The 26,483-nt window shown below is 42.9% G+C and carries 24 protein-coding genes; 10 read left to right on the top strand and 14 right to left on the bottom strand.

Going from position 1 to position 26,483, the window contains the following annotated elements:
* The first annotated feature begins 72 nt into the window (after positions 1-72).
* Positions 73-315: a hypothetical protein gene (locus FLP08_RS02495; protein ID WP_156273691.1), complete on the top strand. Its 243-nt coding sequence runs from the start codon at positions 73-75 to the stop codon at positions 313-315.
* Here FLP08_RS02495 and FLP08_RS02500 read toward each other — a convergent pair.
* The 7 genes from FLP08_RS02500 to FLP08_RS02530 all read right to left on the bottom strand — a co-directional run bounded on the left by FLP08_RS02500 (position 305) and on the right by FLP08_RS02530 (position 9,201).
* Complete coding sequence (locus FLP08_RS02500) at positions 305-2,746, bottom strand: TonB-dependent receptor domain-containing protein (RefSeq protein WP_425549994.1); 2,442 nt, start codon at positions 2,744-2,746, stop codon at positions 305-307. The genes FLP08_RS02495 and FLP08_RS02500 overlap by 11 nt on opposite strands.
* The gene (locus FLP08_RS02505) at positions 2,724-4,088 is read right to left on the bottom strand and encodes an HTTM domain-containing protein (RefSeq protein WP_156273693.1); all 1,365 of its coding nucleotides are present in this window, start codon (positions 4,086-4,088) and stop codon (positions 2,724-2,726) included. Before FLP08_RS02505 ends, FLP08_RS02500 begins: the two co-directional genes overlap by 23 nt.
* 10 nt (positions 4,089-4,098) lie before the next feature.
* Complete coding sequence (locus FLP08_RS02510; protein WP_156273695.1) at positions 4,099-5,187, bottom strand: imelysin family protein; 1,089 nt, start codon at positions 5,185-5,187, stop codon at positions 4,099-4,101.
* Between the two features lie 56 nt (positions 5,188-5,243).
* Entirely contained in the window at positions 5,244-6,455 is a 1,212-nt protein-coding gene (locus tag FLP08_RS02515) for a DUF4856 domain-containing protein (protein ID WP_156273697.1), read from the bottom strand.
* Between the two features lie 132 nt (positions 6,456-6,587).
* Positions 6,588-7,451: a hydroxymethylglutaryl-CoA lyase gene (locus tag FLP08_RS02520; RefSeq protein ID WP_156273699.1), complete on the bottom strand. Its 864-nt coding sequence runs from the start codon at positions 7,449-7,451 to the stop codon at positions 6,588-6,590.
* Between the two features lie 109 nt (positions 7,452-7,560).
* The gene (locus FLP08_RS02525) at positions 7,561-8,175 is read right to left on the bottom strand and encodes a LysE family translocator (protein ID WP_156273701.1); all 615 of its coding nucleotides are present in this window, start codon (positions 8,173-8,175) and stop codon (positions 7,561-7,563) included.
* A gap of 3 nt (positions 8,176-8,178) precedes the next feature.
* Positions 8,179-9,201, bottom strand: a complete 1,023-nt coding sequence (locus FLP08_RS02530) for a quinone-dependent dihydroorotate dehydrogenase (RefSeq protein ID WP_156273704.1) — start codon at positions 9,199-9,201, stop codon at positions 8,179-8,181.
* 111 nt (positions 9,202-9,312) lie between these two features.
* On the opposite strand from FLP08_RS02530, the gene pepT reads away from it, so the two are divergent.
* Both pepT and FLP08_RS02540 read left to right on the top strand, forming a co-directional pair.
* On the top strand, positions 9,313-10,554 hold the full coding sequence (pepT, locus tag FLP08_RS02535) for a peptidase T (protein WP_156273706.1): 1,242 nt from the start codon (positions 9,313-9,315) through the stop codon (positions 10,552-10,554).
* A gap of 15 nt (positions 10,555-10,569) precedes the next feature.
* Entirely contained in the window at positions 10,570-11,163 is a 594-nt protein-coding gene (locus tag FLP08_RS02540; protein WP_156273708.1) for a YdeI/OmpD-associated family protein, read from the top strand.
* A 53-nt stretch (positions 11,164-11,216) separates the two neighbouring features.
* Here FLP08_RS02540 and yajC read toward each other — a convergent pair whose 3' ends face one another.
* The 4 genes from yajC to FLP08_RS02560 form a co-directional block, all read right to left on the bottom strand.
* Entirely contained in the window at positions 11,217-11,519 is a 303-nt protein-coding gene (yajC, locus tag FLP08_RS02545) for a preprotein translocase subunit YajC (RefSeq protein ID WP_156273710.1), read from the bottom strand.
* 8 nt (positions 11,520-11,527) lie between these two features.
* The gene (locus tag FLP08_RS02550) at positions 11,528-11,986 is read right to left on the bottom strand and encodes a DUF1573 domain-containing protein (protein ID WP_156273712.1); all 459 of its coding nucleotides are present in this window, start codon (positions 11,984-11,986) and stop codon (positions 11,528-11,530) included.
* A 54-nt stretch (positions 11,987-12,040) separates the two neighbouring features.
* Entirely contained in the window at positions 12,041-12,985 is a 945-nt protein-coding gene (gene nusB / locus FLP08_RS02555; RefSeq protein ID WP_156273714.1) for a transcription antitermination factor NusB, read from the bottom strand.
* An 82-nt stretch (positions 12,986-13,067) separates the two neighbouring features.
* Positions 13,068-14,171 carry a Glu/Leu/Phe/Val family dehydrogenase gene (locus FLP08_RS02560; protein ID WP_156273716.1) on the bottom strand — a complete coding sequence of 368 codons (1,104 nt, stop codon included), beginning with the start codon at positions 14,169-14,171 and terminating at the stop codon, positions 13,068-13,070.
* A 133-nt stretch (positions 14,172-14,304) separates the two neighbouring features.
* Here FLP08_RS02560 and FLP08_RS02565 point away from each other — a divergent pair, with 133 nt between their 5' ends.
* From FLP08_RS02565 to FLP08_RS02585, 5 genes are all read left to right on the top strand, one after another.
* Complete coding sequence (locus FLP08_RS02565) at positions 14,305-16,062, top strand: ABC transporter ATP-binding protein (RefSeq protein ID WP_156273718.1); 1,758 nt, start codon at positions 14,305-14,307, stop codon at positions 16,060-16,062.
* 75 nt (positions 16,063-16,137) lie between these two features.
* Positions 16,138-16,524, top strand: a complete 387-nt coding sequence (locus tag FLP08_RS02570) for a PUR family DNA/RNA-binding protein (protein WP_156273720.1) — start codon at positions 16,138-16,140, stop codon at positions 16,522-16,524.
* 80 nt (positions 16,525-16,604) lie between these two features.
* The gene (locus tag FLP08_RS02575; protein WP_156273722.1) at positions 16,605-19,121 is read left to right on the top strand and encodes a M14 family zinc carboxypeptidase; all 2,517 of its coding nucleotides are present in this window, start codon (positions 16,605-16,607) and stop codon (positions 19,119-19,121) included.
* A gap of 147 nt (positions 19,122-19,268) precedes the next feature.
* Positions 19,269-21,059, top strand: coding sequence for a potassium transporter TrkG (locus FLP08_RS02580; RefSeq protein ID WP_162430882.1), 1,791 nt, complete (start codon positions 19,269-19,271; stop codon positions 21,057-21,059).
* Positions 21,060-21,069: 10 nt separating this feature from the next.
* On the top strand, positions 21,070-21,777 hold the full coding sequence (locus FLP08_RS02585; RefSeq protein WP_156273726.1) for a potassium channel family protein: 708 nt from the start codon (positions 21,070-21,072) through the stop codon (positions 21,775-21,777).
* On the opposite strand, the gene FLP08_RS02590 is transcribed toward FLP08_RS02585, so the two are convergent.
* A complete protein-coding gene (locus tag FLP08_RS02590) occupies positions 21,778-22,116 on the bottom strand; it encodes a tRNA-binding protein (protein ID WP_156273728.1) in 339 nt (112 codons plus the stop codon).
* Positions 22,117-22,182: 66 nt separating this feature from the next.
* On the opposite strand from FLP08_RS02590, the gene FLP08_RS02595 reads away from it, so the two are divergent.
* Positions 22,183-22,740, top strand: coding sequence for a thioredoxin family protein (locus FLP08_RS02595; RefSeq protein ID WP_156273730.1), 558 nt, complete (start codon positions 22,183-22,185; stop codon positions 22,738-22,740).
* A gap of 99 nt (positions 22,741-22,839) precedes the next feature.
* Entirely contained in the window at positions 22,840-23,484 is a 645-nt protein-coding gene (locus FLP08_RS02600; RefSeq protein WP_156273732.1) for a peroxiredoxin, read from the top strand.
* 44 nt (positions 23,485-23,528) lie between these two features.
* Here FLP08_RS02600 and FLP08_RS02605 read toward each other — a convergent pair whose 3' ends face one another.
* The gene (locus FLP08_RS02605) at positions 23,529-24,461 is read right to left on the bottom strand and encodes a peptidylprolyl isomerase (RefSeq protein ID WP_156273734.1); all 933 of its coding nucleotides are present in this window, start codon (positions 24,459-24,461) and stop codon (positions 23,529-23,531) included.
* A 191-nt stretch (positions 24,462-24,652) separates the two neighbouring features.
* Positions 24,653-26,284, bottom strand: a complete 1,632-nt coding sequence (locus FLP08_RS02610; protein ID WP_156273736.1) for an amidohydrolase — start codon at positions 26,282-26,284, stop codon at positions 24,653-24,655.
* Between the last annotated feature and the right edge of the window lie 199 nt (positions 26,285-26,483).

Genomic DNA, 26,483 nt, shown 5'->3' on the forward strand with positions numbered 1-26,483 from the left:
CTACTGCTTAATTATTTATATTGCTTCTTAAGTGATCGGGTCGTAAATTTAATTCAGTTAAAACAGATCATTATGAGCATTAGATTAGGAAACAGCTGCATGAATTGTGACCGCTTTAAGGACAATTACTGCAAAAAGCATGAAACCAGTGTAGGCTACCAGCATACCTGTGACAGTTTTAAGATGAAAGCGGCCATTAAGAACGAGCCGAATTGCCTTAACTGCGGAAGGTACCAATCCCCTACGTGTGCCAACCCTAAAAAGGCTGCACCGGGAATGCTTTGCAATCACTGGGCTCCACAGGCTACAGCTTAAGCTGAAGCGTAGTATACCAGGTAATTGGCTGTGCCGGAATTATTCCCGGGCCGGGATACCCCGTTGCTCTGCGGGTGAAATATGAGTTGTCCAGAAGGTTATTGATTCCTGCTTCCAGTTTGAACTTTCCGTAAGTGTAAGAAGCTGAAAGATCCAATATTCCATACGCGGGAATACTTCCCTTAATTCCGCGTTGGTTATCGGTCTTATCCTGTGGAGCATTGGTAGCATCTGTATACTGCCTGGACAGGTAGGTATACTGAATGCCGGCAAGAAGATTCTTATAACCAAAATTAAGCCCGGACTTCAAATTCACATAGGGAATGAATTCTACCTGGTTTCCCTCCACGTTCACGATGCCTTCAGCAGCATCGGTATATTCCGAATTCGTAAAAGCGGCATTCACAAAAAGGTTCATTCGATGATTCTCCCAATTGTCGAAAAAAGTGTTTTTCAGGTCCCAATCAGCAAAAGTTTCCAGACCATAGATAAAGGCATCTCCCACATTAGCTCTTCTCCTAACGATAAATCCATCCTGAACCTCGGTCACCTCACCTATTCGCTCATTATACCAGAGACCGAATAAACTGGCGTCATAAGAAACATACTTCTTAATTCTCCCCCTTATCCCGATATCTGAGGTAAAGCCTCTTTCTTCTGAAATATCTGGGTCCACCACAGAACTTGGATTGATGATCCTGATATCTGAAAAAGTGACCGAACGGTAATTCTGGGAAAAATTAGCATAAAGCTCATTAGAAGCATCAAGATTATAACTCGCCCCTAATCCCAGCAGGGCAAAACTGCGCTCCAGGTCCTTATCTTCTTCAAAGGTCTCGTTCACCAGCGGATTTCCTGCAAGGTCCAGGATAATTCTCTTGTAGGATCCAATGGCACCGGTGTGGATATATTCGATCCTGAAACCGGGCGTCAAAGAAAAATTATTGGTCAGGTTAAAAATGTTCTCTCCGAAAAAGGCCAGGTTCTTATTGGGTAATTCATACTCTGCCTGTCTTGGATAATTCGGGTATTCATCATTGGTGAAATTGAATTCAGGTTTCGCCGAAACCGTACCCGGCCCCTGCTTCTGGAAATTATCGGCATCATAGTATTTACTTCCAAAAAGCAATACCGATTCTTCACCAAACAGGTCGTACCTGGTTAGAAACCTCGCTTCGGCACCCCAGTTAGAAAATTCATCTACCAGAAGTTCCCGCGGAGCATCCAGGTCATCGGGTTGAGAAACCCTGTTTTCCCTGAAGCCTACTGCTTTCCTTGAAGCGTCCAATCCAAAAAGGTTCAGGCTAAAATCTGATCTTTCAGAGAATTTGTGTTGGAATTTCAGAGCATATAGATTCCAGTTCACATCGAACCAGTTCCTTTCCCGGTTGCTGTAATCTGGATCTTCATAGAACTGCGCATCGGTTAACCCGCCCGGCTGCTGAGCCAGGTAATTTAAATAGGTATATTCAAAGCTAAGCCTGGTGCGATCGCTGAACTTCCAGCCCAAATGAGCAAAAGCATTGTGGGAGTCATATTCAGAATTCGGCCTGAAACCGTTCCCGCTTTTAAAATTGTAATAGGTATAATAGCTGAATTTCCCCACCGTACCGCTCAGGCTATTGAAACTTGTAAAAAGATTATAGGAACCAACCGACTGTCTCGAGACCAGCTCGATCTTCTTATCGGCTGCAGGTTCCTTGAACTTGAAATTGATGAGTCCCCCAAACTGTGTCCCATACTGTAAGGAAGCTGCCCCACGAATCACCTGGATCTCCTGTAATGCTTCCGGCGGCGGGGTATAATAACTTTCTGGATATCCAAGAACATCAGCAGATATATCATAACCGTTCTGCCGGGTATTGAAATTCTGCGTTCGGTTAGGGTCCAGCCCGCGACCTCCAATATTCAGCTGAAGACCTGCATCCCCATTATCATAGATGTTAAGTCCTACTACCTGGTTATAGATCTGCCTGGCGTTATTAGAAGCCAGGTTTCCCATTACCTTATCCAAGAGGACCACCTCACTTTTCTTTCCGGCATAGATCGCCGTACCTTCTACTTTCCTCAATTTCCTCAGGGCAAATAATTGTTCCCTGCGGTTGGTGATCATAACCTCGCTAAGGCTTTCTGCTAGTGGAGCCAGCTGAAAGTCCATCTCCACATCTCCATCTATGGTGATCTCTTTTTCCAGGATAGCATATTCAAACCCGAATACGGCAAACTGATAGGTCCCTGCCTCGATATTCTCGATCCTGAATTCACCCTGCTCATTAGCCAGACTCACTTCAGATTCAGTTTTATTCCAGACCTCGGCATTGGGAATTGGCTCCCCGGTTTCGGCAGAGACCACCTTTCCGCTTAGGCTATATTGGGCCTGAGCAAAAAGACCGCAAAAGAAAAATATACTAAAGACCTTTAATCTCATCATTAAATGGTAAAATGAATGTTTTATGTTCAAAAGAGTCCGCGAAATTAAGCAAATTAACCTCGGGGTCTATATATGGAGCGCTCTTTCTGCCATTTAGAGCCACGTAGCTATCTACGTAGATCTCTATATTTTTATGGCCGTCCTTTTTAAAATGTTCCGCCAGGAAATGGGCGTATTCGATAATAAAATCTGGTTGAAAAGACATTTGCTTCTCCTGGAAGGGAGTTAGAAAATCTGAGTTATCAACATAGAATCTTTTGCCCGTCTCCCCATCTACCACCTTGAACTGGGCATAACCCGCCTTTTCCATCAGCATTACGCGCCAGGAAAATCTGAAGCCTTCTTCGGTCCAGAAAAGCTCCCCAGGATAAAGCAAATACCTCCATGGAAATGAAATCTGTATAATAAAGAATACCGAAACGACCGCAAGGCTCAGCTGTTGTTTTAATCCAGCAAAAACAAGGGTCCTGGAGTTATCGAATCTTTGTTTCGAAATCTTCAGCCAACCGGAGATCTTTTTCAGAATTCTATGATGCAACTTCGGACTGAAGAATATAAGCGCGCTTACGATCATGATATAAGGGAACATTCCGATAGGGAATAGAACCCGGGTAAGCACGTGGAATATTATAACCATGATAAAGGCCGGGAAACGTGTCTTTTTCCAAAGCAATAAAAATGGAATGAACAGGTCGTACAGCATTCCGCTCCAGCTAAAGGCGTAATGTACCCACTCCTGTTGCATAAGATCCCCGAGCAGGGGAAGGTCGTATTTAGACGGCAGCCATATCTTTAATGGCATGGCGCGAAACAACCAGTCTGAATTTATCTTGGCCAGGCCGGCATAAAAATAAACGATCCCGAGCAGCAGTTTTATGGAATCTACGCACCAGTTTGGAATCTTTTGAAATGCCTTGGCCGGATCCCTGAAAGCATCTACCGAAAAATATACGTTTGCAGGAAGGAAGATCATCAGGAAGCTCAGAATACTTATAAAATAGTAATGATTAAGATAAGTAGTCTTATCCATCAATTCTATATAAGTAAAGCTGAGAAAGAATAAAACGATGGCCAGGCGGTATTTGTAGCCTGCTGCGACCATCAATGCGGCGATACCGCAAATTATAAAAATTAAATAGGTGAAATCGCCAAGCGGTTTCACCCATTCAAATCCATAATATGAAAAGAAAAATTTGGGAGCGATATACAATTTCTCGATCCAGCCATTCAGCCAGAACCTAACTATACTGGCAAACATCATGATCCCAAAGAACAAACGAAAAACCGCCAAAGGGGCGGCTTCCGTATTCTTTTTCAAATATTTACCAGGTGAGAATCGCATTTATTATCGCCTAGTCCCCATCTGAATCTACATAATCCACGCTAGTAGAAAGAGATTGCATCATATCTACCTTTAACAGGATCACGGCTTTTTGCAATTCATCAAATGCGGTAAGCATTTTGGTGTTATCGCTCTCAACCTGAGATTTAAGGTTATTATTAAGATCTGCACTTTGAGCTTTGATCGCCTCGAACTGGTCCCTGATGAGAGCATCAAGGTCTGAGCCATCCTTCATACTTCCTAAGTAATCTAGGTACTGAGAGTAGCTTGGCCCGGTTTTGCCTTTATAAAAATCTTCGAAACTATTAAAGGCTTTAAGGTAAAGTTCTTTAGAAATACCAGCATAAAGCGCTTCAGCATTTCCTGGTGATGGAGTTCCCGTAAGGGCCCCGGAAGGGTAACCAATTTTTCCAGATCTTAAGATCTTTTCAAAGTACATTACATAATCATTGGTAAAACGGTCTACCGATCCTGTACTTGAGGAACCTGTATTATTTACAAAAGTATCCCTGAAATCACCTTGCCATGAAGCAGTAACCTCGCTGGTTAGCGCATTGATCCTTTCTGAAATCGCTACCAAGTAATTGCTATAATTTTCATTACCGCCAAGCTTTTCCAGGGTAGCTTCAGCTGAACCATAACCGTAAAGCAGGTAGTCTAAAGCAGGGAATCCCTGTTCTGTAAAGCTGGATGGTAAAGAAAGATTATACTCCCCGGAAGCAATTTTAGATTCCAGGCTAGATTCGTTTACCGGATAAGTATTCAGGAAATTACGATAGTTCAACTCCTCGGCCTTGCCAATCTGGAACATTGAAACCGTCTGAAATTCCAGGTAAGCATCCTCGTACTGAGCCCTTAAAGCTTCCAGCTCGCTCATTTCAGGATTAGCTGCAAAGTTCTTTGCCGCTGCTTCCAGCTTCTGGGTTTCAGACTGGAAATTCTCGAACGAAGGAACTATGACATTGTCTGCCCAGTTTGCCAGCATGGCTCCGCGGTCGAAATTATCATTACTATTGCCACCACCGTTGCTGTCATCTTCTGTAGAACACGCAGCAAAAACCAGGGTGGCTAACACTAAAATTCTTGAAATCCTTATCATCTTATCTATTTTTAAAGCCGAAGCCCTCTTAGGACTTCGGCTAACTTATTTTATTATTATGCCTCAGATACAGCAAAGCCAAATGCTGCTGCGATCTCCTCTGAGATGGAGTCTAAAGTTTCAGGAGTAACGTCCCAGAAACCATTTCCGTCAAGAAGGGCCTGTTTGTAGGCATCGATCTGAGTTTTGCTCAGGTAAGGCGCTCCGGTTTCAGGGTTATGGGTAAACCTAAGGCTGTAAATAAATCCGAAACCTTCAGAAAGTTCATGAAAAGCTGCCCCATATTCCTGGTTGTTCAATGCATCCTTTCCTCCCTGCAGATAGTGTACCGCTCTAACCGCTATCACTTTTGAAAGATTTTCACGAATAATCTCTACCTGCTCGTCACGAAGTTCATAGTCTCCTGCAACGATTGCTGCACGTCCGGTTTTGAATGCCTCGTAAGTACTTTCTGCGATCCCGGCAAAATCCTCATCTGCATCTACACGGCCCAGATAGTTAAACAGAAGGTTATCATCACTTTCGTTCAACATTGAATTAGGATCGTTAGCAGGAATAGAAGGATCTCCATAAAGATATCCGTAAGCCTCATCCCACTTGTGTTCCATGGTAGTATAAGCCTTACCTTCTTCGGTCACATCGTTTTCATTATTCATACGGTTATCACCTTCATCAAGCACGGCCTGAGATAGATAATTGTTAAGGATCTGGTCTACCAGAAGCCCACCTATTAAAGATTTGGCGAAAGCCTGGTTAGGCTCAAGTCCTTTTCCGTTTACATATCTGGCTGTGGTTCCCTGAGCGATCTGTCCTGCTTTTCCAGCCTCAGCTAATTCATCTTTATTGGCTTTTACCGTGGTCATCTGCTCTGCGATCCATGATTCAAAATCATTTCTGATCTCTGAACTTTCTACGGTATTTGTGGAAAAGTAAAGGTTAGATGCGGCAACCTTAGATTTTACGCTTTTTGAAGATTCGTTAAGCTCAGCATTCTCAAATGGAGAATTCTCATTAGCGAACATATTTAGAAGCATTTCTTCTGTTGCTCCATCAAAATTCAGGAAATTGGAAGTAATTTCCTTAGACATCTCAAGTCTGGTAGTTTGCCCACCGTAATAAACGGTTGAACTGTTATCTCTTTCGAATGTGTAATTTGCAGGAACTACTACTTCGTTCTCTCCAGGTACCTGGATATTATCATCATCATTTGAACAAGAAACGAGGCTAAGTCCCCCGAAAATCATTGCTGAATAAAACAGCTTTCTCATATAGCTTTATTTAGACTGGTTTAAAATAATTTATCGCGGCAAATATAAAAACCCGTTTTTGTTGCTACAAATTTATTTAGATTAATTTTAAATAAACTTTATAAATAAGAGTGAGAAAAGTGATAAATCTTATTAATGGTAGGCGTTGAAGATCTTCAGGGCTTCATTGTAAGCAGATTCAAAACTGGTCATTTTGATATTGGTATCTGCCTTCGCAGCATTAAAATAGGAAAGCATTTTTTCTGAAGGCATATTGCCGGTGAGCTCATCCTTGGCCATGGGGCAGCCACCGAATCCCTGGATGGCACCATCGAACCTGCGGCAACCCGCTTTATAGGCAGCATCAACCTTTTCGTGCCATTTAGACGGTGTGGTATGCAGGTGTGCTCCAAACTCGATATTGGGATATTTAGGAATAAGATTAGAGAAAAGGTATTCAATGATCTCTGGAGTGGAAGTACCCACGGTATCAGAAAGGGAAAGGATCTTTACTCCCATAGCCGAAAGTTTCTCGGTCCACTCCCCTACGATCTCCACATTCCACGGATCACCGTAAGGATTTCCGAAGCCCATACTTAGGTAAGCCACGACCTCTTTATTGCTGGCGCCGGCAATATCAAGGATCTCCTGCAGTACATCAACAGATTCTGCAATGGTCTTGTGCGTATTACGCATCTGGAAGTTTTCTGAAATAGAAAAAGGATAACCCAGGAAATCTATTTCCTCGAATTTAGAAGCATCTTCTGCTCCCCTCGTATTGGCCACAATAGCCAGAAGTTTACTTTTGGTCGTTGAAAGGTCCAGCCGGGAAAGCACCTCGGCCGTATCCTTCATTTGCGGGATTGCCTTAGGAGAAACAAAACTACCAAAATCTATGGTGTCGAAACCACAACGTAACAGCGACTGTATGTACTGAGCTTTCTTTTCGGTAGGAATAAAATCCCTGATGCCCTGCATGGCATCTCTAGGACATTCGATCATTTTTACTTTCCCCATACGGCCAAAGATAGCATTTTAGGGAAAATTGAAAAAGAATATAGTTTTATTGATAATATTAAATTTCAACTGGCAATTTCAGAATATTGGCTGTAGAATCCTTAAGTCATCAAAGTAATATCAGGACAGCAATAAGCACAAAGATAACGACCTGCAACCATTTAAGGAAAAGTCCAGACCTGGGATGAGATTTTATATATTTCGAGATCCTGCCCGCCATCACCGCAACAAAACTAAAGATGACCAGCGCCTGAAGCATGAACAAACCTCCCAGGATATAGAACTGCAAAACCGTATTTCCTTCGGGTTCCCATAAAAATCCGGGGAAAAAAGCGAGGAAAAAAATGCTCACCTTGGGATTAAGCACGTTCATGATAAATCCCTGCCTGTAAAGCCGGGCCATGCTTTTATCACTGATCCCTTCAGCAGTAAAAGCGATTTTGGGATCGCTCTTATAGACCTGGTAAGCCAGGTATAAAAGGTACAGGGCTCCAAGCACCTTAATGACCAGGAAAATGTATTCAGACTGTTTTATGATAGCAGAAACCCCAAAAGCAACCAGGCTGGTATGCACCAGAATCCCGGAGACCAAGCCCAAGGCGGTCATTATTCCCTGTTTATATCCAAAGGCTATGGACCTCACCAGCACATAGATAATATCGGGGCCCGGTGAAAAAGTAAGCAGGATAGAAGCGGTTAAAAAAGGTATGAGTTGGTCTAGCATAAATTAAAGACCTTTCTCTAAAATCTTTTTGTTGATCGCCTTGATAAGTGCGGGGCCTTCATAAATGAAACCGGTATAAAGCTGCACTAGACTTGCTCCTGCCTCAAGCTTTTCTATGGCGTCTTCTGCCGAATGAATTCCACCCACTCCAATGATCGGGAATGCCTTCCCGCTTTTTTCCGAAAGGAACCTGATCACCTCGGTAGATCTTTTTGTAAGGGGTTTCCCGCTTAAACCTCCCATTTCATTTTTATTTTCGGACTTAAGACCTTCACGAGAAATCGTGGTATTGGTAGCAATTACCCCGGCGATACCGGTCTCCTGCACAATTTCAATGATATCCATCAGCTGCTCATCGGTAAGATCTGGAGCTATCTTCAGAAGTATCGGCTTAGGATCAGGTTTTTGCTCATTTTTCTTCTGAAGCGTATTCAGCAAGTCCTTCAACGGTTCTTTATCCTGTAATTCTCTAAGATTTGGAGTATTTGGTGAACTCACATTCACCACGAAATAATTCACATAATCGAATAAAGCCTCGAAACTATACAGGTAATCATCCTTGGCCTTCTCATTGGGAGTGATTTTATTTTTCCCAATATTTCCACCAATAAGCACATCCTTATTTTTTTTCAGCCTTTCTACCATCTCTTCCACACCATGGTTATTGAAACCCATTCGGTTGATGATAGCTGAATCTTCCTTTAACCTGAAAAGTCTTTTCTTTTCGTTACCCGGTTGTGGCTTTGGGGTTACCGTTCCCACTTCAATAAAACCGAAGCCGAGTGAGGAAAGTTCTTTATAAAGTTTCGCATCCTTATCGAAACCTGCCGCCAGCCCCACGGGGTTCTTGAACTTTAACCCGAACACCTCACGTTCCAGTCGCTTGTCTTCCACCTGGAATTTGGACCTCAGGTATGAAGTTGCCCCGGGGATCTTACAGAACTTTCTTAAAAAATTGAAGGTGAAATAATGCACCTCTTCAGGATCAAATTTAAAGAGGCCAGGTCTTATAAGCGATTTATACATTGTTGTGAGGTTTGTGCAAAAATAGAATGAATATGGAAAAAACTATATGAAAACTTAAAAGGTTTTGAAGCAGGCCTCTATATATGTATTTTTGGACTAAATCTTAGCTTAATGACCAATAAACAGCATATAATTGATAGGTTTATCAGTTATGTAAAAATTGATACCCAGAGTGACCCTAACAGCAATTCAACCCCCAGCACTAAAAAGCAATGGGACCTGGCCAATAAACTTGTAGATGAACTTAAGGCCATAGGAATGCAGGAGGTGACCATAGACGAGCACGCTTACGTTATGGCAACCTTACCTGCGAATGTGCCTCATACTGTCCCGGTGATAGGATTTGTTTCTCATTTTGATACGACCCCCGATTTTTCAGGAACCAATGTAAATCCCCAGATCATTGAAGATTATGACGGGAAAGATATTGTCCTGAACGAGGAAAAGGATATAGTTCTTTCTTCTGAATATTTTGAGGATCTTCAGCAGTATAAGGGCCAAACCATCATTACCACAGATGGGACCACTCTTCTGGGAGCCGACGATAAGGCCGGGATCACCGAGATCATGACGGCTATGGAATATCTTATCGATAACCCGGAAATTCCGCATGGCAAGATCAGGGTTTGTTTTACACCAGACGAAGAAATTGGCCGGGGAGCCCATAAATTTGATGTTGAAAAATTCGGCGCCGAATGGGCGTACACTATGGATGGCAGCCAGATAGGAGAACTGGAATATGAGAATTTTAACGCTGCCCAGGCAGTAGTAAGAATAGAAGGAAAAAGCGTCCACCCTGGTTATGCCAAGGATAGGATGATCAACAGCATGTATATAGCCCAGGATTTCATCAATTCCCTTCCCAGGCTGGAAACTCCGGAACATACCGAAGATCGCCAGGGATTTTTTCATTTGAGCAGTATAAAAGGAGATGTGGAAGAAACAGTTCTGGAATATATCATAAGAGACCATGACCGCACCCATTTTGAGGCGCGAAAAAAGATGATGAAAGACCTTGGAAATGATATCTGTGCGCAATACGAAAGGGATTGTGTCCAGATCGAGATCAAGGACCAGTATTTCAATATGCGTGAAAAGGTAGAACCGGTAATGTATATCGTAGACCTGGCCCAGGAAGCCATGGAAGCTGTAGATGTAAAGCCCATCATCAAACCAATTAGAGGAGGTACAGATGGGGCCCAGTTAAGTTTTATGGGACTGCCCTGCCCTAATATTTTTGCCGGCGGACATAATTTTCATGGCAAGTATGAATATGTACCTGTGGAGAGTATGCAGAAAGCGGCCGAAGTTATCATGAAGCTGGCCGAGCTTACCGCCAAAAAATATGAATAATTAAATCTGTAGACCATGCCTGTTAAAAATGCTGAAGAATACATTTCTTCTCATGAATACTGGGAAGAAGAATTGAGGCAGCTTCATGAAATGATCATGACCACAGAACTAAAGTCGGAGATCAAATGGGGAGCTCCCGTTTATACCCTGGACGGAAAGAATGTTGTGGGCCTGGGAGCATTTAAGAATCATTTTGGCCTTTGGTTCTTCAATGGTGCCCTATTAAAGGAAAATACCGCCTTACTGGTAAATGCCCAGGAAGGGAAGACCAAGGCCCTGAGACAGATTAAATTCGAAAAAGGGGACAATTTAAAAACCTCGGTTCTTCTCCCGTATATTCAGGAGGCGATCCAGAATCAAAAAGAAGGCAAGGAAATAAAGCCTGTGAAAGTAAAAACCCTGGTGATCCCGCCAGAACTTGCCGCAGCATTAAAAGCCGACAGGGAGCTGGAAAAATATTTTAACGAACTTACTCCCGGCAAACAAAGGGAATATGCCGCGCACATTAAGGAAGCAAAAAGAGAGGCTACCAAAATAAGCCGGATCGAGAAGATCATTCCCATGATCAAGAAAGGGGTTGGCCTTAATGATAAATACAAGAATTGTTAGAACAAAAAAAAGCAGCTTTTAGAAAGCTGCTTTTTTATTACAAGTAGTAAAACTTATTTTTTCTTTTCCTTTTCCTTCACAGGCTCATTAAGTTTCTGACTCATCTCCATTGAGATTGAAGAACGGTCGAAAGTAATTTTTCCTGCTCCGGTTTCAATTATCACCGAATTATTTTTTTCGCTGAAATCTACGATCTTGCCGTGCATCCCACTTTTGGTAATGATCCGATCTCCTTTTTTAAGCTCGGCGGCAAAATTCTTTTCCTGTTTAGCTTTTTTCATTTGCGGACGTATCATAAAAAAATACACCACCACAAACATTAAAATAATTGGTGCAAACTGCGTTAATTGATCCATATATGCTTTTAGCTAGCGTTTTCGTCAGCTTCTACAAAAGCCTTGATTTTAATCTGTTCTTTTCCTTTTTCTGTATTTGCAGATACAGTAACTGTTTTGGTAACCTGTCCGTTTCCAGATCCATTGAACTTAACAAGCATCTCTCCAGATTCTCCAGGAGCGATAGTTTCGTTCTTAGGATAAGTTGGTACTGTACAACCACATGAACTTGATGCGTTGGTGATCACCAATGGAGCATCTCCAGTGTTGGTAAATTTGAAGGTGTGCTCAACTGCAGTACCCTTGGCGATATTACCAAAATCGAACTCAGTTTCTTCGAAGGTAATTTCAGGATAAACGGTTTCCTTAGCGTCACGCTCAGCTGAAGCCTCTACGTTTTCAGCTTTTACCTTATCTGAGGCGTTATCTTTACATCCGGTGAACAGCATTGCCCCTACTGCCGCAAACATCAAAATTGTTTTTTTCATGGTGAAGTTATTTTGTTAAATTTCTAATTGATAAAAATAAAGAAAAAATCTTAACTACATAAGACCCCTTCCGGTTTTATTCAGTTTATCTTCAGATTGATATTCCTTGGATAATTTATCCAGAACCCCGTTGATAAAGATGCTGCTTTTAGGAGTACTATACTCTTTAGCGATCTCGAGATATTCGTTAATGGTCACTTTTACCGGGATACTTGTAAACTTCAGGAATTCACAGATCGCCATTTTAATAAGTACCATATCTACCTCGGCGATCCTATCCTTGTCCCAGTTAGGGGTTTTACCTAACATTTCTTCAGAAAGATCTTCATCGTTCAGATATGTCTTTCTGAATAGCTTGACGGCAAATTCCTTATCCTCTTCGTTCTTGAATAGCCGGGTGATCTTCTTCTCCCTCCCGGTGGATTCTTTCAGTTTCTGAAGGAATTTCAGGATAGCAGTATTCACAAGTGGCAGGTCGTCTACCCAGGTAAGTTTCCTATCTTCCAGGTAATCGTATAGTTTCTCGTTAGGCGCGATGATCTCTTTAAAAATATGGATGATAAATTCCTTATCCTCCTTAAAGCTACCTTCACGAGTCTCCATATAATCCTGGTAAACTTCGCTATATCTTATTTCGTTCCAGATGATCGCAACATACTCATCATCCTGTTTCCAGTGATTGATCTTATGTCTCTCCAGGGCATCCTGAATGCTTTCGTTCTCACTAAGGATCTGAAAGATCTTATTATCCACGAATTTGCGGTTAGGATCTTTCTCCTCGCTGGTGGCTAGATGTTTTTGTTGTGATTTCTCTAAATAGGATTCTGCGTGTCCTTTTATTTCGGTGATCAGGCTAATCTGAAGCAGGAACAGGTCGTACATTTCCTGCATGCTTTTAAGCAGGAATTTCTCTTCGGTGGCAAGGTTATCATTCTGGCTTTGGTTAAAAGCGTATAGGGACTGCATTACTTTAACCCTGATATGTCTTCTTGTCAACATAATATAAAAGAACTTTTTAGAATTTAGAAAGGGCGAAAGTATCCACTTTCGCCCTGCAAAAATATCAATAAATTAGAACTGACTAATTTAAATTTTGATTTTTTCTGTCCTCAATTCTCTGCTTCGCGATCTGCAATGCAGCGAAATGAGTGGTAATATCGTCTTTAGAAGCCTTTTCCAGGATCCTAAGAGTAGTATTGTAAATATTCTCGGTCTTGCGCATGATCTCCTGCCTGTCGTAGTTCTCCAGTTCAGCATATACGTTTATGATCCCTCCGGCGTTGATAAGGAAATCTGGAGCGTATACAATACCTCTTTTCTGAAGTATGCTTCCGTGGGCCACCTCATCTGCCAGCTGATTGTTAGCTGCACCGGCAATGATGTCTACTTTCAATCTTTCGATAGTATCATCGTTGATGGTTGCTCCAAGGGCACATGGCGCATAGATATCCACATCTGCGGAATAGATATCCCTTCCTGTAAATACATGAGCACCGTATTTCTTGCTTACTTCCTGAAGACGCTCTTCGTTGATATCGCTAATGAACACCTCGGCACCGTCCTGGGTAAGGTATTCTACAAGGGTTTCGCCAACATGACCAATTCCCTGTACCAGTACTTTCTTACCTTCAAGGTCATCGCTGCCATATTTGAACTTGGCAGAAGCCTTTAAGCCCATAAATACACCATAAGCGGTGATCGGTGACGGGTTACCTGCTCCACCTTTAGACTCGGAGATCCCGGTAACATAAGGCGTCACCTCTCTTACCGTATCCATATCTGAAGTTTCCATTCCAACATCTTCTGCGGTGATATATTTTCCACCTAGAGAATGAACAAATTCACCGAACCTTTTCATAAGCTCAGGAGTCTTATCCTTCTTGGCATCTCCAATGATCACTGCTTTTCCCCCACCCAGGTTCAAACCTGTGATCGCACTCTTGAAGGTCATCCCTCTGGATAGACGTAAAACATCGTTTACAGCCTCCCATTCACTGGTGTAGTTCCACATCCTGGTACCACCCAGAGCAGGTCCTAAAACAGTGTTATGAATACCAATTATTGCCTTTAAACCTGTATCTTTGTCGTTGCAAAAAACGATTTGCTCGTGTTCATCGAAGGACACCTGCCCGAAGACCGGCGCAGACTTTTTTAGTTCATTTGCATTTAGAACGTCAACTTGCATAATTTGTTGATTTTTAAATTTTTCAGATTTTGAATTTGACCAAAAATCCGATGCAAAAATAATAATATTTTAAAATTCGGTGATTTAAAACGTGTTAAATTACAGAATCCTCAAACAACCCTAAAAATACTGAATGAAAAATCTTCAGCATCTCAATAAGTATTTTAAAAAATATAAATGGAGGTTATTGGTAGGCCTGGTGATCACCATCGCCGCCAGGATCTTCGCCATTTACTATATCCCGCTTATCGGGAAAAGTACCGTGATCATTGAAAAATGGGTGAACGGCACCGTAACCGATATCGAGACCGTAAAAAGCGAGCTGGCCTATAACATCCTACTTATCGTGGGAACTACCCTGATCGCAGCTTTTTTTACCTTTTTGATGCGGCAAACCTTCATCGTGGTCTCCCGGCATATGGAATACGATCTTAAGAACGAGGTCTACCAGCATTACCAGGAGCTTTCGCTTAATTTCTATAAAAAGAACCGTACCGGTGACCTGATGAACCGTATTAGTGAAGATGTTTCTAAAGTGCGCTTATATCTTGGTCCGGCGATCATGTATAGTGTGACCACCTTCACCTCCACCATCGTGGTACTTATCTTTATGATACAGGCGGCACCAATCCTCACGCTGTATACGGTAATTCCTCTACCTATACTTGCATTTTCAATCTACAAGCTTAGCGTGGCCATACACCAGCGCAGTACGGTGGTGCAGCAATATTTATCAAAGCTTAACACTTTTACCCAGGAAAGTTTCAGCGGGATCGCCGTGATCAAATCTTATGGGATAGAACCACAGACCAACACCAATTTCACTGAACTTTCTAATGGAAGCCGCGAAAAGAACATAGACCTGGTAAAAGTACAGGCGTTTTTCTTCCCGCTTATGATCCTGCTTATTGGAATAAGCAATATCATTGTGATCTATGTTGGCGGGAGAAGGATCATTTCTGGTGAGATCGCCAATATCGATGTCCTGGTAGAATTCATTCTGTATGTGAACATGCTTACCTGGCCGGTGGCTTCTATAGGCTGGGTGACCTCGCTGGTACAACAGGCTGAAGCCAGCCAGGAAAGGATCAACGAGTTCCTGAGCGAAAAACCAGAGATCACTAATCCAAGATCTGAACCCGATACCATCAAGGGAAGCATAGAATTCAGGAACGTGAGTTTTACTTACGACGATACGAACATCACCGCGCTTAAGAATGTTTCTTTCAATGTTCAGAAGGGAGAAACCCTGGCGATCATCGGGAAAACAGGATCGGGAAAATCCACGATCCTGGAGCTTATTGGAAGGCTTTATGATGTGGACCAGGGCGAGATACTCATAGACGATCGCAATATTGAAAAACTCAACCTGGAAAGCCTGAGAGAAAGCATAGGCTATGTTCCACAGGACGCTTTCCTGTTCAGTGATAGCATTAGAAACAACATCAAATTTGGAAAGACCGATGCGACCGAGGAAGAGATCATTACCGCGGCCAGGAACGCTTCGGTACATAAAAACATCATGGGCTTCAGCAAAGGTTACGATACCGTTCTGGGTGAACGAGGCATCACCCTTTCGGGCGGGCAGAAACAGAGGGTTTCCATAGCCCGGGCCATTATTCACGACCCGGAGATCCTGCTTTTCGATGACTGCCTTTCTGCAGTAGATACCGAAACCGAGGAAGAGATCCTGAACAACCTTTTCCAGATCACCAAGAACAAGACCACTATCATTGTAAGCCACCGAATCTCTTCAGCAAAAAATGCTGATAAAATAATCATTCTTGAAGATGGACAGATCGTCCAGGAAGGCACTCACCAACAGCTGTTGAATACGCAGGGATACTATAAAGAACTCTACGCGAAACAGCTAAATGAAAAAGAAATGTGAAAATATTTTGTGAGATGTTAAAAATTTTTAGATTTTTGGACTCGACAATAACAAACCATTAAAGAATCTATTGATATGAGCGACAAGGGAATGATGGAGAAAGAAGAAATATTCTCTAAAGTTTTACGAGCGGGAAGAAGAACTTATTTTTTTGATGTAAGATCAACCCGAGCTGATGATTATTACCTCACCATCACTGAAAGTAAGAAATTCACTAACGACGATGGTTCTTTTTATTACAAAAAACACAAGATCTATCTTTACAAAGAAGATTTTGACGGATTCAGAGAGATCCTTGAAGAAATGACCAACTACATCATTTCAGAAAAAGGAGAAGAAGTGATAAGCGAACGTCACCAGAAAGACTTCAAAAAGGAGTATGATGATGACAGTACTGAAAGCTCTGCTTCAAACTCAACTCCGGCAGAGAAGTTCACCGATGTAAGCTTCGACGATATATAACAGGCAAATTACAACTGAATATAGGAACCGCTCTTTTTAAGGGCGGTTTTTTTTATCTTAGATTTTCCAAAATCCAAATTATGCGAAACAGCCTTAGCCTAGTATTCTTACTTTGTTTCATTTTCACCAGTGCCCAGCAGGGTTCCCTGAATCTGGGTTACTACCTGCCAGATGACGTTACCTATAATAAAGAGATCCCTACCCCACAGGAGGTGATAGGTTTTATTCCTGGAGATTGGCATGTAAGCCACGATAAGCTTTTGATGTATATGCACAAGCTCGCCAATGCCTCCCCCAGGATACAAATAGAGAATAGAGGCGTTACCTATGAGGGCAGGCCACTTATCCTGCTTACCATCTCTTCTGAAAAAAACCTGGCTAATCTCGAGGAGATAAGAAAGCAACATGTAGCGCTGGTCGAAAAGAATTCAGAAAAGCTGAATCTAGAGAACATGCCCATTGTGATCAACCAGGGATTTTCTATCCATGGGAATGAACCCAGCGGCTCGAACGCGGCCCTGCTTTATGCATATTACCTTGCAGCCGGTGAGGGACCAGAGATCGAAAAGATCCTGGACAATACCATCATCCTGCTGGACCCTTCCTTTAATCCAGACGGACTGCAACGTTTCGCCTACTGGGCCAACACTAATAAGAGCAAGAACATCAACCCTGATCCCCAGGACCGGGAATACAACGAAGTTTGGCCAGGTGGAAGGACCAACCACTACTGGTTCGATATGAATCGCGACTGGTTACCGGTACAACTCCCAGAATCACAGGTAAGGATCGCTACCTTTCATAAATGGTACCCGAACATTCTTACTGATCATCATGAAATGGGTAGCAATTCTACCTTTTTCTTTCAGCCGGGCATTCCTTCCAGGACGCATCCTCTAACCCCGCAAACCAACCAGGACCTTACCAGGGAGATAGGGACCTATCACGCGAATGCCTTCGATGAAATTGGTTCCTTGTATTATACCGAAGAGAATTACGATGATTTCTATTATGGGAAAGGTTCTACCTTCCCCGACATCAACGGTAGTATCGGGATACTTTTTGAACAGGGAAGCTCCCGTGGACATGCCCAGGAAACCGAGAATGGCATCCTTACTTTTCCCTTTACCATAAGGAACCAGTTTACAGCGGCACTTTCAACCCTGGAAGCTTCTCAGAAAATGAGGAAAGACCTGTTGAGCTACCAGCGCAATTTCTTTAAGAACTCAAAAGAAACAGCGGGCTCCGGAGCTTACGCCTTTGGAAGCGCCAAAGACCCGGTAAGGGCTTATAAATTGGCTGAAATACTGAAAAGACATAAGATCGAGGTACACGAGGTGGAAAATGATTTCAGGAAGAACGGGCAGGAATTCAGAAAAGGAGCAGCCTACATCGTTCCGAAAGATCAAAGACAGCACAAATTACTGAAGGCGATGTTCGAAAAAAGAACAGAATTCAGGGACAGCCTCTTCTATGATATTTCAGCCTGGACCTTTCCGCTAGCCTTTAACCTGGACTATACCGAAGAAGCTTCCCTCAAAAATGCCGGCAAGGCTATCGAAGATCTTAAAATGCCGGAACCTAAGCTTCCGGAAGAAAGTGATTACGCCTACCTGCTTAACTGGAATAATTATATGGCACCAAAAGCCCTGAACATGATCCTGGAAAAAGGACTCAGGGCCAAAGTGGCTATGGATGATTTCTCGCTAAAAGGAAACAACTATGGTTACGGCACCATTATGATCCCCGTCCAAAACCAGCAACTGAACAGTTCAGAATTATTTGAATTCCTGAAAACCGTAGCCGTGGAAAGCAATGTGGAGATTTCGGCGATACAAACCGGAATGACCAGAGGCATCAATTTAGGCAGCAACCAATTTAGAGGCTTAAAACCTCAGAAAGTGGCCCTTATCGTGGGTGAATCTATCACCCCTTACGATGCCGGCGAGATCTGGCATTTATTCGACCAGCGCTATGACATGAAGATCACCAAACTGGATGTAAACGATCTTAATGAGACCGATCTAAGTGAATATACCGATATCATTCTCCCGGCCTTCCGTGGAAACGAAATGGATAAAAAGATCGCCACAGCCCTGAAGAATTGGACCAGGGATGGCGGTACCATCATCGCGTATCGAAATGCCGTGAATTGGATGAAAAAGAACGATTTTATCGATTTCAAAACTAAAGAGAAAGAATTGATTGCAAAGGAAGTAAGTTTTGGAGATCGTGGAGATTTTAAAGGCGCACAGGGAATTGGTGGAGCCATCTTCGAGGTAAAACTGGACAGAACTCACCCTATCGCCTTTGGCTATGATGATGACAGGATCGCCATGTTCAGAAACACCACTATTTTCATGGAAGCCGATGAGCAGAGCTATAATAATCCCATTCGCTATACCGAAGAACCCCTGCTAAGCGGATACATTAGCAAGCCTAACCTTGATTCCATTGCGGGCACCGTGCCTTTCAAGCATAAGAGCTTTGGTAGCGGGGAAGTGATACTTTTTACAGATAATACCAACTTCAGGGCATTCTGGTATGGCACCAATAAGCTGTTGATGAACGCTATCTTCTTTGGAGACGAGATGTAGCAAAACCTGATAGTTTAGGGAATTTTTAGGATTCTTGTTATAAATCTTAGATAACTTTGTTTAAGACTAAAAGCTTAAAAAAGTCCGGAGGTCATTCTCCGGACTTTTAAGTTTTAAACTGCGCTGAATGCTAAAAAATTTAGGTTGGTGAAATTCTCTGGATTCAAAACCTGGCTCCGAAATGAAAGATTACTGCGATACCTTAATCGCTTCTCATTTTTCCTAAGCCTTATAACCATCCTGGTCGCTATCTACGACCTGGGTTTCAAACAGATCAAAGCACAGGAACAACAGCTTAACTCCTATTATTTTACCGTCCTTATTATTGGTATCTCTGCGATCCTGTTGCGCTACATGTTTTTTCGTGTGAAATTCAGGCTTAAGGTGCGCATTTTTGATGGTATCCTGGGGCTCATCTTTTTTATGCTATTACTGGTAAAAACGGACGGCCTGCTGGAAAATTTTCCCGCCCTGGAGTTCCTCAACAAGATGGCCTATATGTATATGGCGGCACTGGTCTACTTCATCAGGGAATTTGCTACGGTAGATTTTAATTTCAGCCGGCAGTATCTGAATCCCGCACAGCTCTTTATCACCAGTTTCCTGGGAATCATCCTGCTGGGTTGTGTCCTGCTTATGCTTCCCAAGGCTACCCACAACGGCATTAGCTTGCTGGATGCCCTCTTTACCTCTACCAGCGCTGTTTGCGTAACCGGGCTTATCGTGGTAGATACAGGCTCATATTTCACGCTTTTCGGGCAAAGCATCATTCTGTTCCTTATGCAAATGGGCGGACTTGGCATCATGACATTTGCCAGTTATTTCAGTTATTTCTTCCGGGGGCAAACCTCTTACCAGAGCCAGCTGATGCTGAAAGACGCCACGAATTCAGATAAGATCGGGGAAGTGTTCAGCGTGCTTAAAAAGATACTTTTTATAACATTTCTTATCGAGTTCATCGGGGCAATTTTCATATACTTCAGCCTGAGCAAAGTGGAGATTGCACATATTGGAGACCGGATATTCTTTTCGATCTTCCATGCCGTGAGCGGCTTTTGCAACGCGGGTTTCTCAACCCTGGAAACCAGCCTTTATGATCCCGATTTCAGATTCAACTATCCGTTACACCTGGGCATTGCCTTTTTGTTCATTCTTGGCGGAATTGGTTTTCCCATAGTTCTGAACATTTATAAATACGTAAAATACCTATTTAAGAACCTGGCCCTGAAAGTGAGTAAAAAAAGGCCCATGCCTTATTCGCCCTGGGTGATCAACCTAAACACCAGGATAGTGATCGTAAGTACCATAATATTACTTAGCGTGGGAACCTTAGGCTTTTACTACTTTGAATATGATAATACCCTGGCAGAACATGACTGGTTCGGTAAGATCGTCACCGCATTTTTTGGGGCTTCCACCCCCAGGACTGCTGGTTTTAATACGGTAGACGTCAGCGCGCTGAACTTTAGCACCCTCATGCTGCTCTTTATGCTGATGTGGATTGGTGCTTCTCCAGCCTCAACCGGAGGTGGTATCAAGACCAGTACCATCGCTATCGCCACGCTTAATTTTCTGAGCCTGGCCAGGGGAAAAGACCGCATCGAGGTCTATAAAAGGGAAGTATCCCAGGCCTCGGTGAGGCGCGCCTTTGCCATCATTTCGCTTTCGCTTATGGTAATTGGTTTTGCGATCTTTCTAATCGCCACATTCGACCAGGATAAGCAACTGCTGGACATAGCTTTCGAAGCATTTTCAGCTTACAGCACCGTGGGTTTATCTACGGGTATAACCGCCGGGCTATCCAGTTATTCCAAGGTGGTAATCATTTTCACTATGTTCATAGGGAGGGTAAGCATGCTCACCATTCTAATCGCCATGCTGAGGAACGTGAAGCATTTGAATTACAGGTATCCTAAGGATGAAATTTTAATCAACTAATCGAAGCATTATGAAATATATCGTAATAGGTTTGGGAACTTTTGGATCTTCAATTTCTGTGAAGTTAGCAGAAATGGGGAATGAAGTAATTGGAGTGGATATTAGCATGAGCAAGGTAGATGCTATTAAGGAAAAGATCACCCATGCTATTAGTCTTGATGCAACAGATCCTGAAGCCGTAAAAAACCTGCCCCTGAAAGACTGTGATGTTGTGATCGTTGGTATTGGCGAGGATAAGGGTGCAAATATTATGGTGGCTGCCCTTATGAAGCAAATGAAGGTGAAAAGGCTTATTAGCCGTGCGGTAGATCCCTTGCAACGCACTGTACTGGAGACCATGGGAATTGAAGAAGTAATTCACCCTGAAAAGGAAACCGCCGACCGCTGGGCACAAAGACTGAATATGGAAGGCGTGGTAGACAGTTTCGAGCTGGATAGCGATTACAGTATCGTAGAAACCAAGGTACCCGAAGAATACCACGAAAAAACCATCAAGGAACTGAATATCAAAGACAACTTTGATATACTTATTCTTACTACCATGAACGTTTCAAATTTCAAGAATGAACTCGGAGCCAACAAGTCTGAAACTTCGGTAAAGGGCATTGCCCGGGCAGATACAGTGCTATACAAGGATGAGATCATGGTTCTGTACGGTCACAACAGGGATATCAGGAACCTGCTGGAAGAGCATAAGAACTTCAAGGAAAGAATGTAGTTAGCCAATCAGGGAGCCATTGGGCATTTTCTGGTCTGGAGTTAGCAGCACCACGTCCTTTTCATCTCCCACCACGCCAAGTACCAGGCATTCGCTTTTAAAACCGGCGATTCGTTTTACCGGGAAATTCACCACCGCAATGATCTGTCTTCCTGGAAGCTCCTCGCGGGTATACCTCCTGGTGATCTGGGCCGAAGATCTTTTCTCCCCTATTTCCTCCCCAAAATCTATCTGAAGTTTATAGGCAGGATCCCGGGCTTCGGGAAAATCTTCTGCAGAGATGATGGTTCCTACCCTCATTTCTACCTTTTCAAAATCTGCCCAGCTTAAGTCTTTCATTCCTTATATTTTAAAGACTGGAAATTAGTTATTATTCAGCATTAATATTTAATTTTAAACAAAAAGATGGCACGCACCGCTTCAAATATGATCGAGCTGGGGACCAAAGCTCCAGATTTTAAATTGATGGATACCATTACCGACCATCTTATAAGCCTCGATGAAATAAAAGGGGAACGCGGCACAGTGATCATGTTCCTGTGCAACCACTGCCCTTTTGTAAAACATGTGAACGAGGAGATCGTACACATAGCTAATGAATACAGGCAGCTTGGATTCGGTTTCGCAGGAATCATGAGCAACGACGTAAAGCAGTATCCAGAGGACCATCCCGATAAAATGAAGGAACATGCTGCCAAGCACCAGTATTCTTTCCCCTATCTGTATGACGGCACCCAGGAAATAGCCAAAGCTTACGATGCGGCCTGCACCCCCGATTTCTATCTTTTCGATGATGAACTGAAACTTATTTACCGCGGACAGCTGGACAACAGCCGGCCCGGCAATGGCATCCACCCCAACGGTCGAGACCTGCGGGAAGCCATGGATGCTGTTCTTAATAACAGGAAGGTTTCAGAAGACCAGAAACCCAGTATTGGGTGTAATATAAAATGGAAGGGTTAATTTAACTTCATCTTTCATTTTTGGGATCGAATTTTCTTTATTTTTATAAACCTATAGACTTAGTAGGTTTTAACGAATTAATTACAAAATTTATTGATTATGAGCGATTTGAAATTAGGAGACAAAGCCCCAAACTTTGATGCCGAGACCTCTGAAGGTAAGATCAATTTCTACGATTACCTGGGTGACAGCTGGGGAATCTTATTTTCTCACCCGGCAGATTATACCCCGGTTTGTACCACAGAACTTGGTACTGTGGCCAATTATAAGGCCGAATTTGAGAAAAGGGATGTCAAGGTGATGGCACTTAGTGTAGATGGGATAGAATCCCACAAAGGCTGGATCAAGGATATCAATGAAACTCAGAACACCACCGTAAACTTTCCTATCATCGCAGATGAGGACAGAAAGGTTTCCAATTTGTACGGAATGATCCATCCAAAAGCAGACGATACACAAACCGTTAGGTCTGTCTTCGTGATTGGTCCTGATAAAAGCATTAAGATGACCCTTACCTATCCTGCCAGTACCGGGAGGAATTTCGACGAACTTTTGAGGGTAATAGATTCGCTGCAACTAACCGCCTATAACAAGGTAGCCACTCCGGCCAACTGGAAACATGGGGAAGATGTGGTGATTAGCCCTTCGGTAAGTAACGAGGAGGCAGATAAGATGTTCCCGAAAGGTTACAAGGAGGTAAAACCTTATTTAAGGATGACCTCGCAACCAGAACTAAAAAAATAAGAAAAGGCCCATAAGGGCCTTTTTCAATTTATATATTCAGGATTTTATTTTACATCCATCAGCTCTACATCGAATACAAGGATGGCATTAGGAGGGATCACCCCGCCTGCTCCTCTTTCTCCGTAAGCAAGATCTGAAGGAATCACCAACCTGGCCTTGTCACCTACCTGAAGTAACTGTATACCTTCGTCCCAGCCCGGGATCACGTGGCCAACACCAATTGGGAATTCCAGTGGCTGGTTTCTTTTATAAGAAGAATCGAACACAGTACCGTCTGCCAACTGCCCTTTGTAATGTACAGAAACGCTGTTGCCTTTTTCTGCTTTTTTACCATCTCCTTTCTGGATGATCTTATAACGAAGTCCACTCTCGGTTCTTTCGAAACCTGCGGCGATCTTATCTAATTCCTCTTCTGTCCTGGCTTTTTCCTCGGCTTCTCTTTTAGCTTTTTCAGCATTAAAAGTTTCAAAGGCTGAAGGAGCGTCAAATTTCTCAGCAGCTTCACCTTCACGGATGATCTCTAGCTTTTCGATCTTATCTCCCTGCTGAATACTGTCTACCACATCCTGACCTTCCACAACATTTCCAAATACAGTATGCTTACCGTCTAACCATGGAGTCTCCACGTGAGTAATAAAGAACTGGCTTCCGTTAGTTCCGGGACCGGCATTGGCCATGGAAAGCTTTCCGGGAGCATCATGTTTAAGCTCAGGATGAATTTCATCATCGAATTTATACCCGGGTCCACCGGCACCGGTTCCCTGGGGATCACCTCCCTGGATCATAAAATCTGGGATCACACGGTGAAACTTCAAACCATCGTAATAAGGCTCTCCTTTTCCTTTTGGGTCATTTTCTATTTTCCCTTCAGCAAGACCTACAAAGTTTCCTACGGTTCCGGGAGTTTTTTCATATTCCAGTTCTACCAGGATCTCTCCTTTGGTAGTATGGAATTTGGCATATAATCCTTCGTTCATATTTAATTTTTTAAAGTTCTATATTATTTTATTAGGCTAAAATGTGTCATTCTGAACTTGTTTCAGAACCTCAGAATATTGAATAACTTTTCAAAGTTGAGACCCTGAAATAAATTCAGGGTGACGGAATAACCAATTTAAGCACAAACGGATTTGCAATTGATTTTTAATAAAGCGCAAAGATACCCAGTTTAATTTTTATAAACCTGTTCCCCATTCACAAAAGTTGCGATCACTTTAGTCTCAGGTACAGAATCTATCTCAACCTTCATGATATTCCTGTCCAGGATCACAAAATCGGCGAATTTGCCAGGCTCGATGCTTCCTTTTTCCTTTTCTTCAAAATTGGCATAAGCGGCCCAGATGGTCATTCCTTTAAGGCTTTCCTCACGGCTAAGTGCCTGCTCCTTCATGAATCCGCCCTCGGGATAATTTTCTATATCCTGTCGATCTACAGCGGCATAAAAAGTAAGGAACGGATTCACTTTTTCAACGGGAAAATCGGTGCCAAGCGCCACGATGCCAGCTATATCCAATAATTTCTTATATGCATAAGCTCCTTTGATCCTTTTTTCACCCAGCCTGTCTTCAGCCCAGTACATATCGCTGGTGGCATGAGTTGGCTGAACGGAAGGGATGATATTCTTGCTGAAATAATTAAAATCTGCTGAATCTATCACCTGCGAATGCTCCACTCTCCATCTACGATCGCTAGTTCCATCCAGCAGGGAATCATAGGTTTTCAGAACCATGTAATTGGCAGAATCACCAATAGCATGGGTGTTCATCTGAAATTCAGACTTCGCGATACGGGCCGCGATATCCTTGAATTCTGAAACCGGGGAAAGCAATGCACCGAAATGTCCGGCGCGATCTGAATATTCCTCCTTAAGAGCCGCTCCTCTGGAACCCAGGGCACCATCCCCATAGAATTTTACCGATCTTACGTTAAGCCTGTCTGTCTTGTATGGCCCTTTAGGCAGGTAATGATCCAGGTTCTCTTTGGTATTGCTCACCATGGCGTAAACCCTCATCTTTAGTTTTTCATCATTATGGAGGCTATCCATCAGCTCGATCACTTCTCGATCTATACCGGCATCTACCACGGTGGTCAGGCCATAGCTAAAACAAATTTCCTCTGCTGCGCTAAGTGCTGCTGCCTGGGTATCTGCATCTACATCTTCGGTGATCTTTTCTATCAACAACATGGGATTATCCACAAGTATACCGGTAAGTTTTCCGTTCTTCTGTTCTATATCTCCACCTTCGAATTTGGTTTCGGTGGTAATATTCGCCTCGTCCAGGGCTGCCTGGTTTACCAGCATGGCGTGGCCGTCTATCCTGGTTAGGGCAACCGGAGTATCGGGAAAAAGCCGGTCTAATGTATCCTTCACGGGGAACTCTTTTACTTCCCAGTCGTTCTGGTCCCAGCCTCTACCCACAATAAAATCGACCCTGTTCTTTTGCTGAAATTCCACCACCCGGGTAACGACCTCCTCAAAACTTTTTGTCCCGGTAACATCTACTCGCTGTTGCTGCATGCCCAGGCCATAAAAATGGGCATGCCCATCGATCAAACCAGGATATACAGCTTTGCCATCGGCATCGATAGTCTCGCTGAATTCATATTTTTTTCTCAGGCTTTCCGAATCGCCGGTCTCGAGAAATTTCCCGTCCTTAACAGCAAAAGCTTCTACGTTCCCGAATTGATCATCTACGGTATACACATTGGCATTGAAAACTAGTAGGTCTGCTTTTTCCTTCTGCCCTCCGCAGGCAACAAAAATGAAACTCAGAATTAATATTGCTACAATTTTTTTCATAGGTCTGGATTTAGGTGCCTCAAATTCCGACTTTTCAATGAGATAGAAAAATCCTTGAGCCTGGATGCTAAATACAATAAAACAAACCTGAATCAAATTTGATTTATAAATACTACAGAATAAAAACCTACCGTACTGATAACCAGTTTTTTGTAAATTTATAATATTCTTAACCGTGCTTTACTGAATATTCCCCTAC

Source organism: Christiangramia aestuarii, from assembly GCF_009735585.1.
Lineage (GTDB): Bacteria > Bacteroidota > Bacteroidia > Flavobacteriales > Flavobacteriaceae > Christiangramia > Christiangramia aestuarii.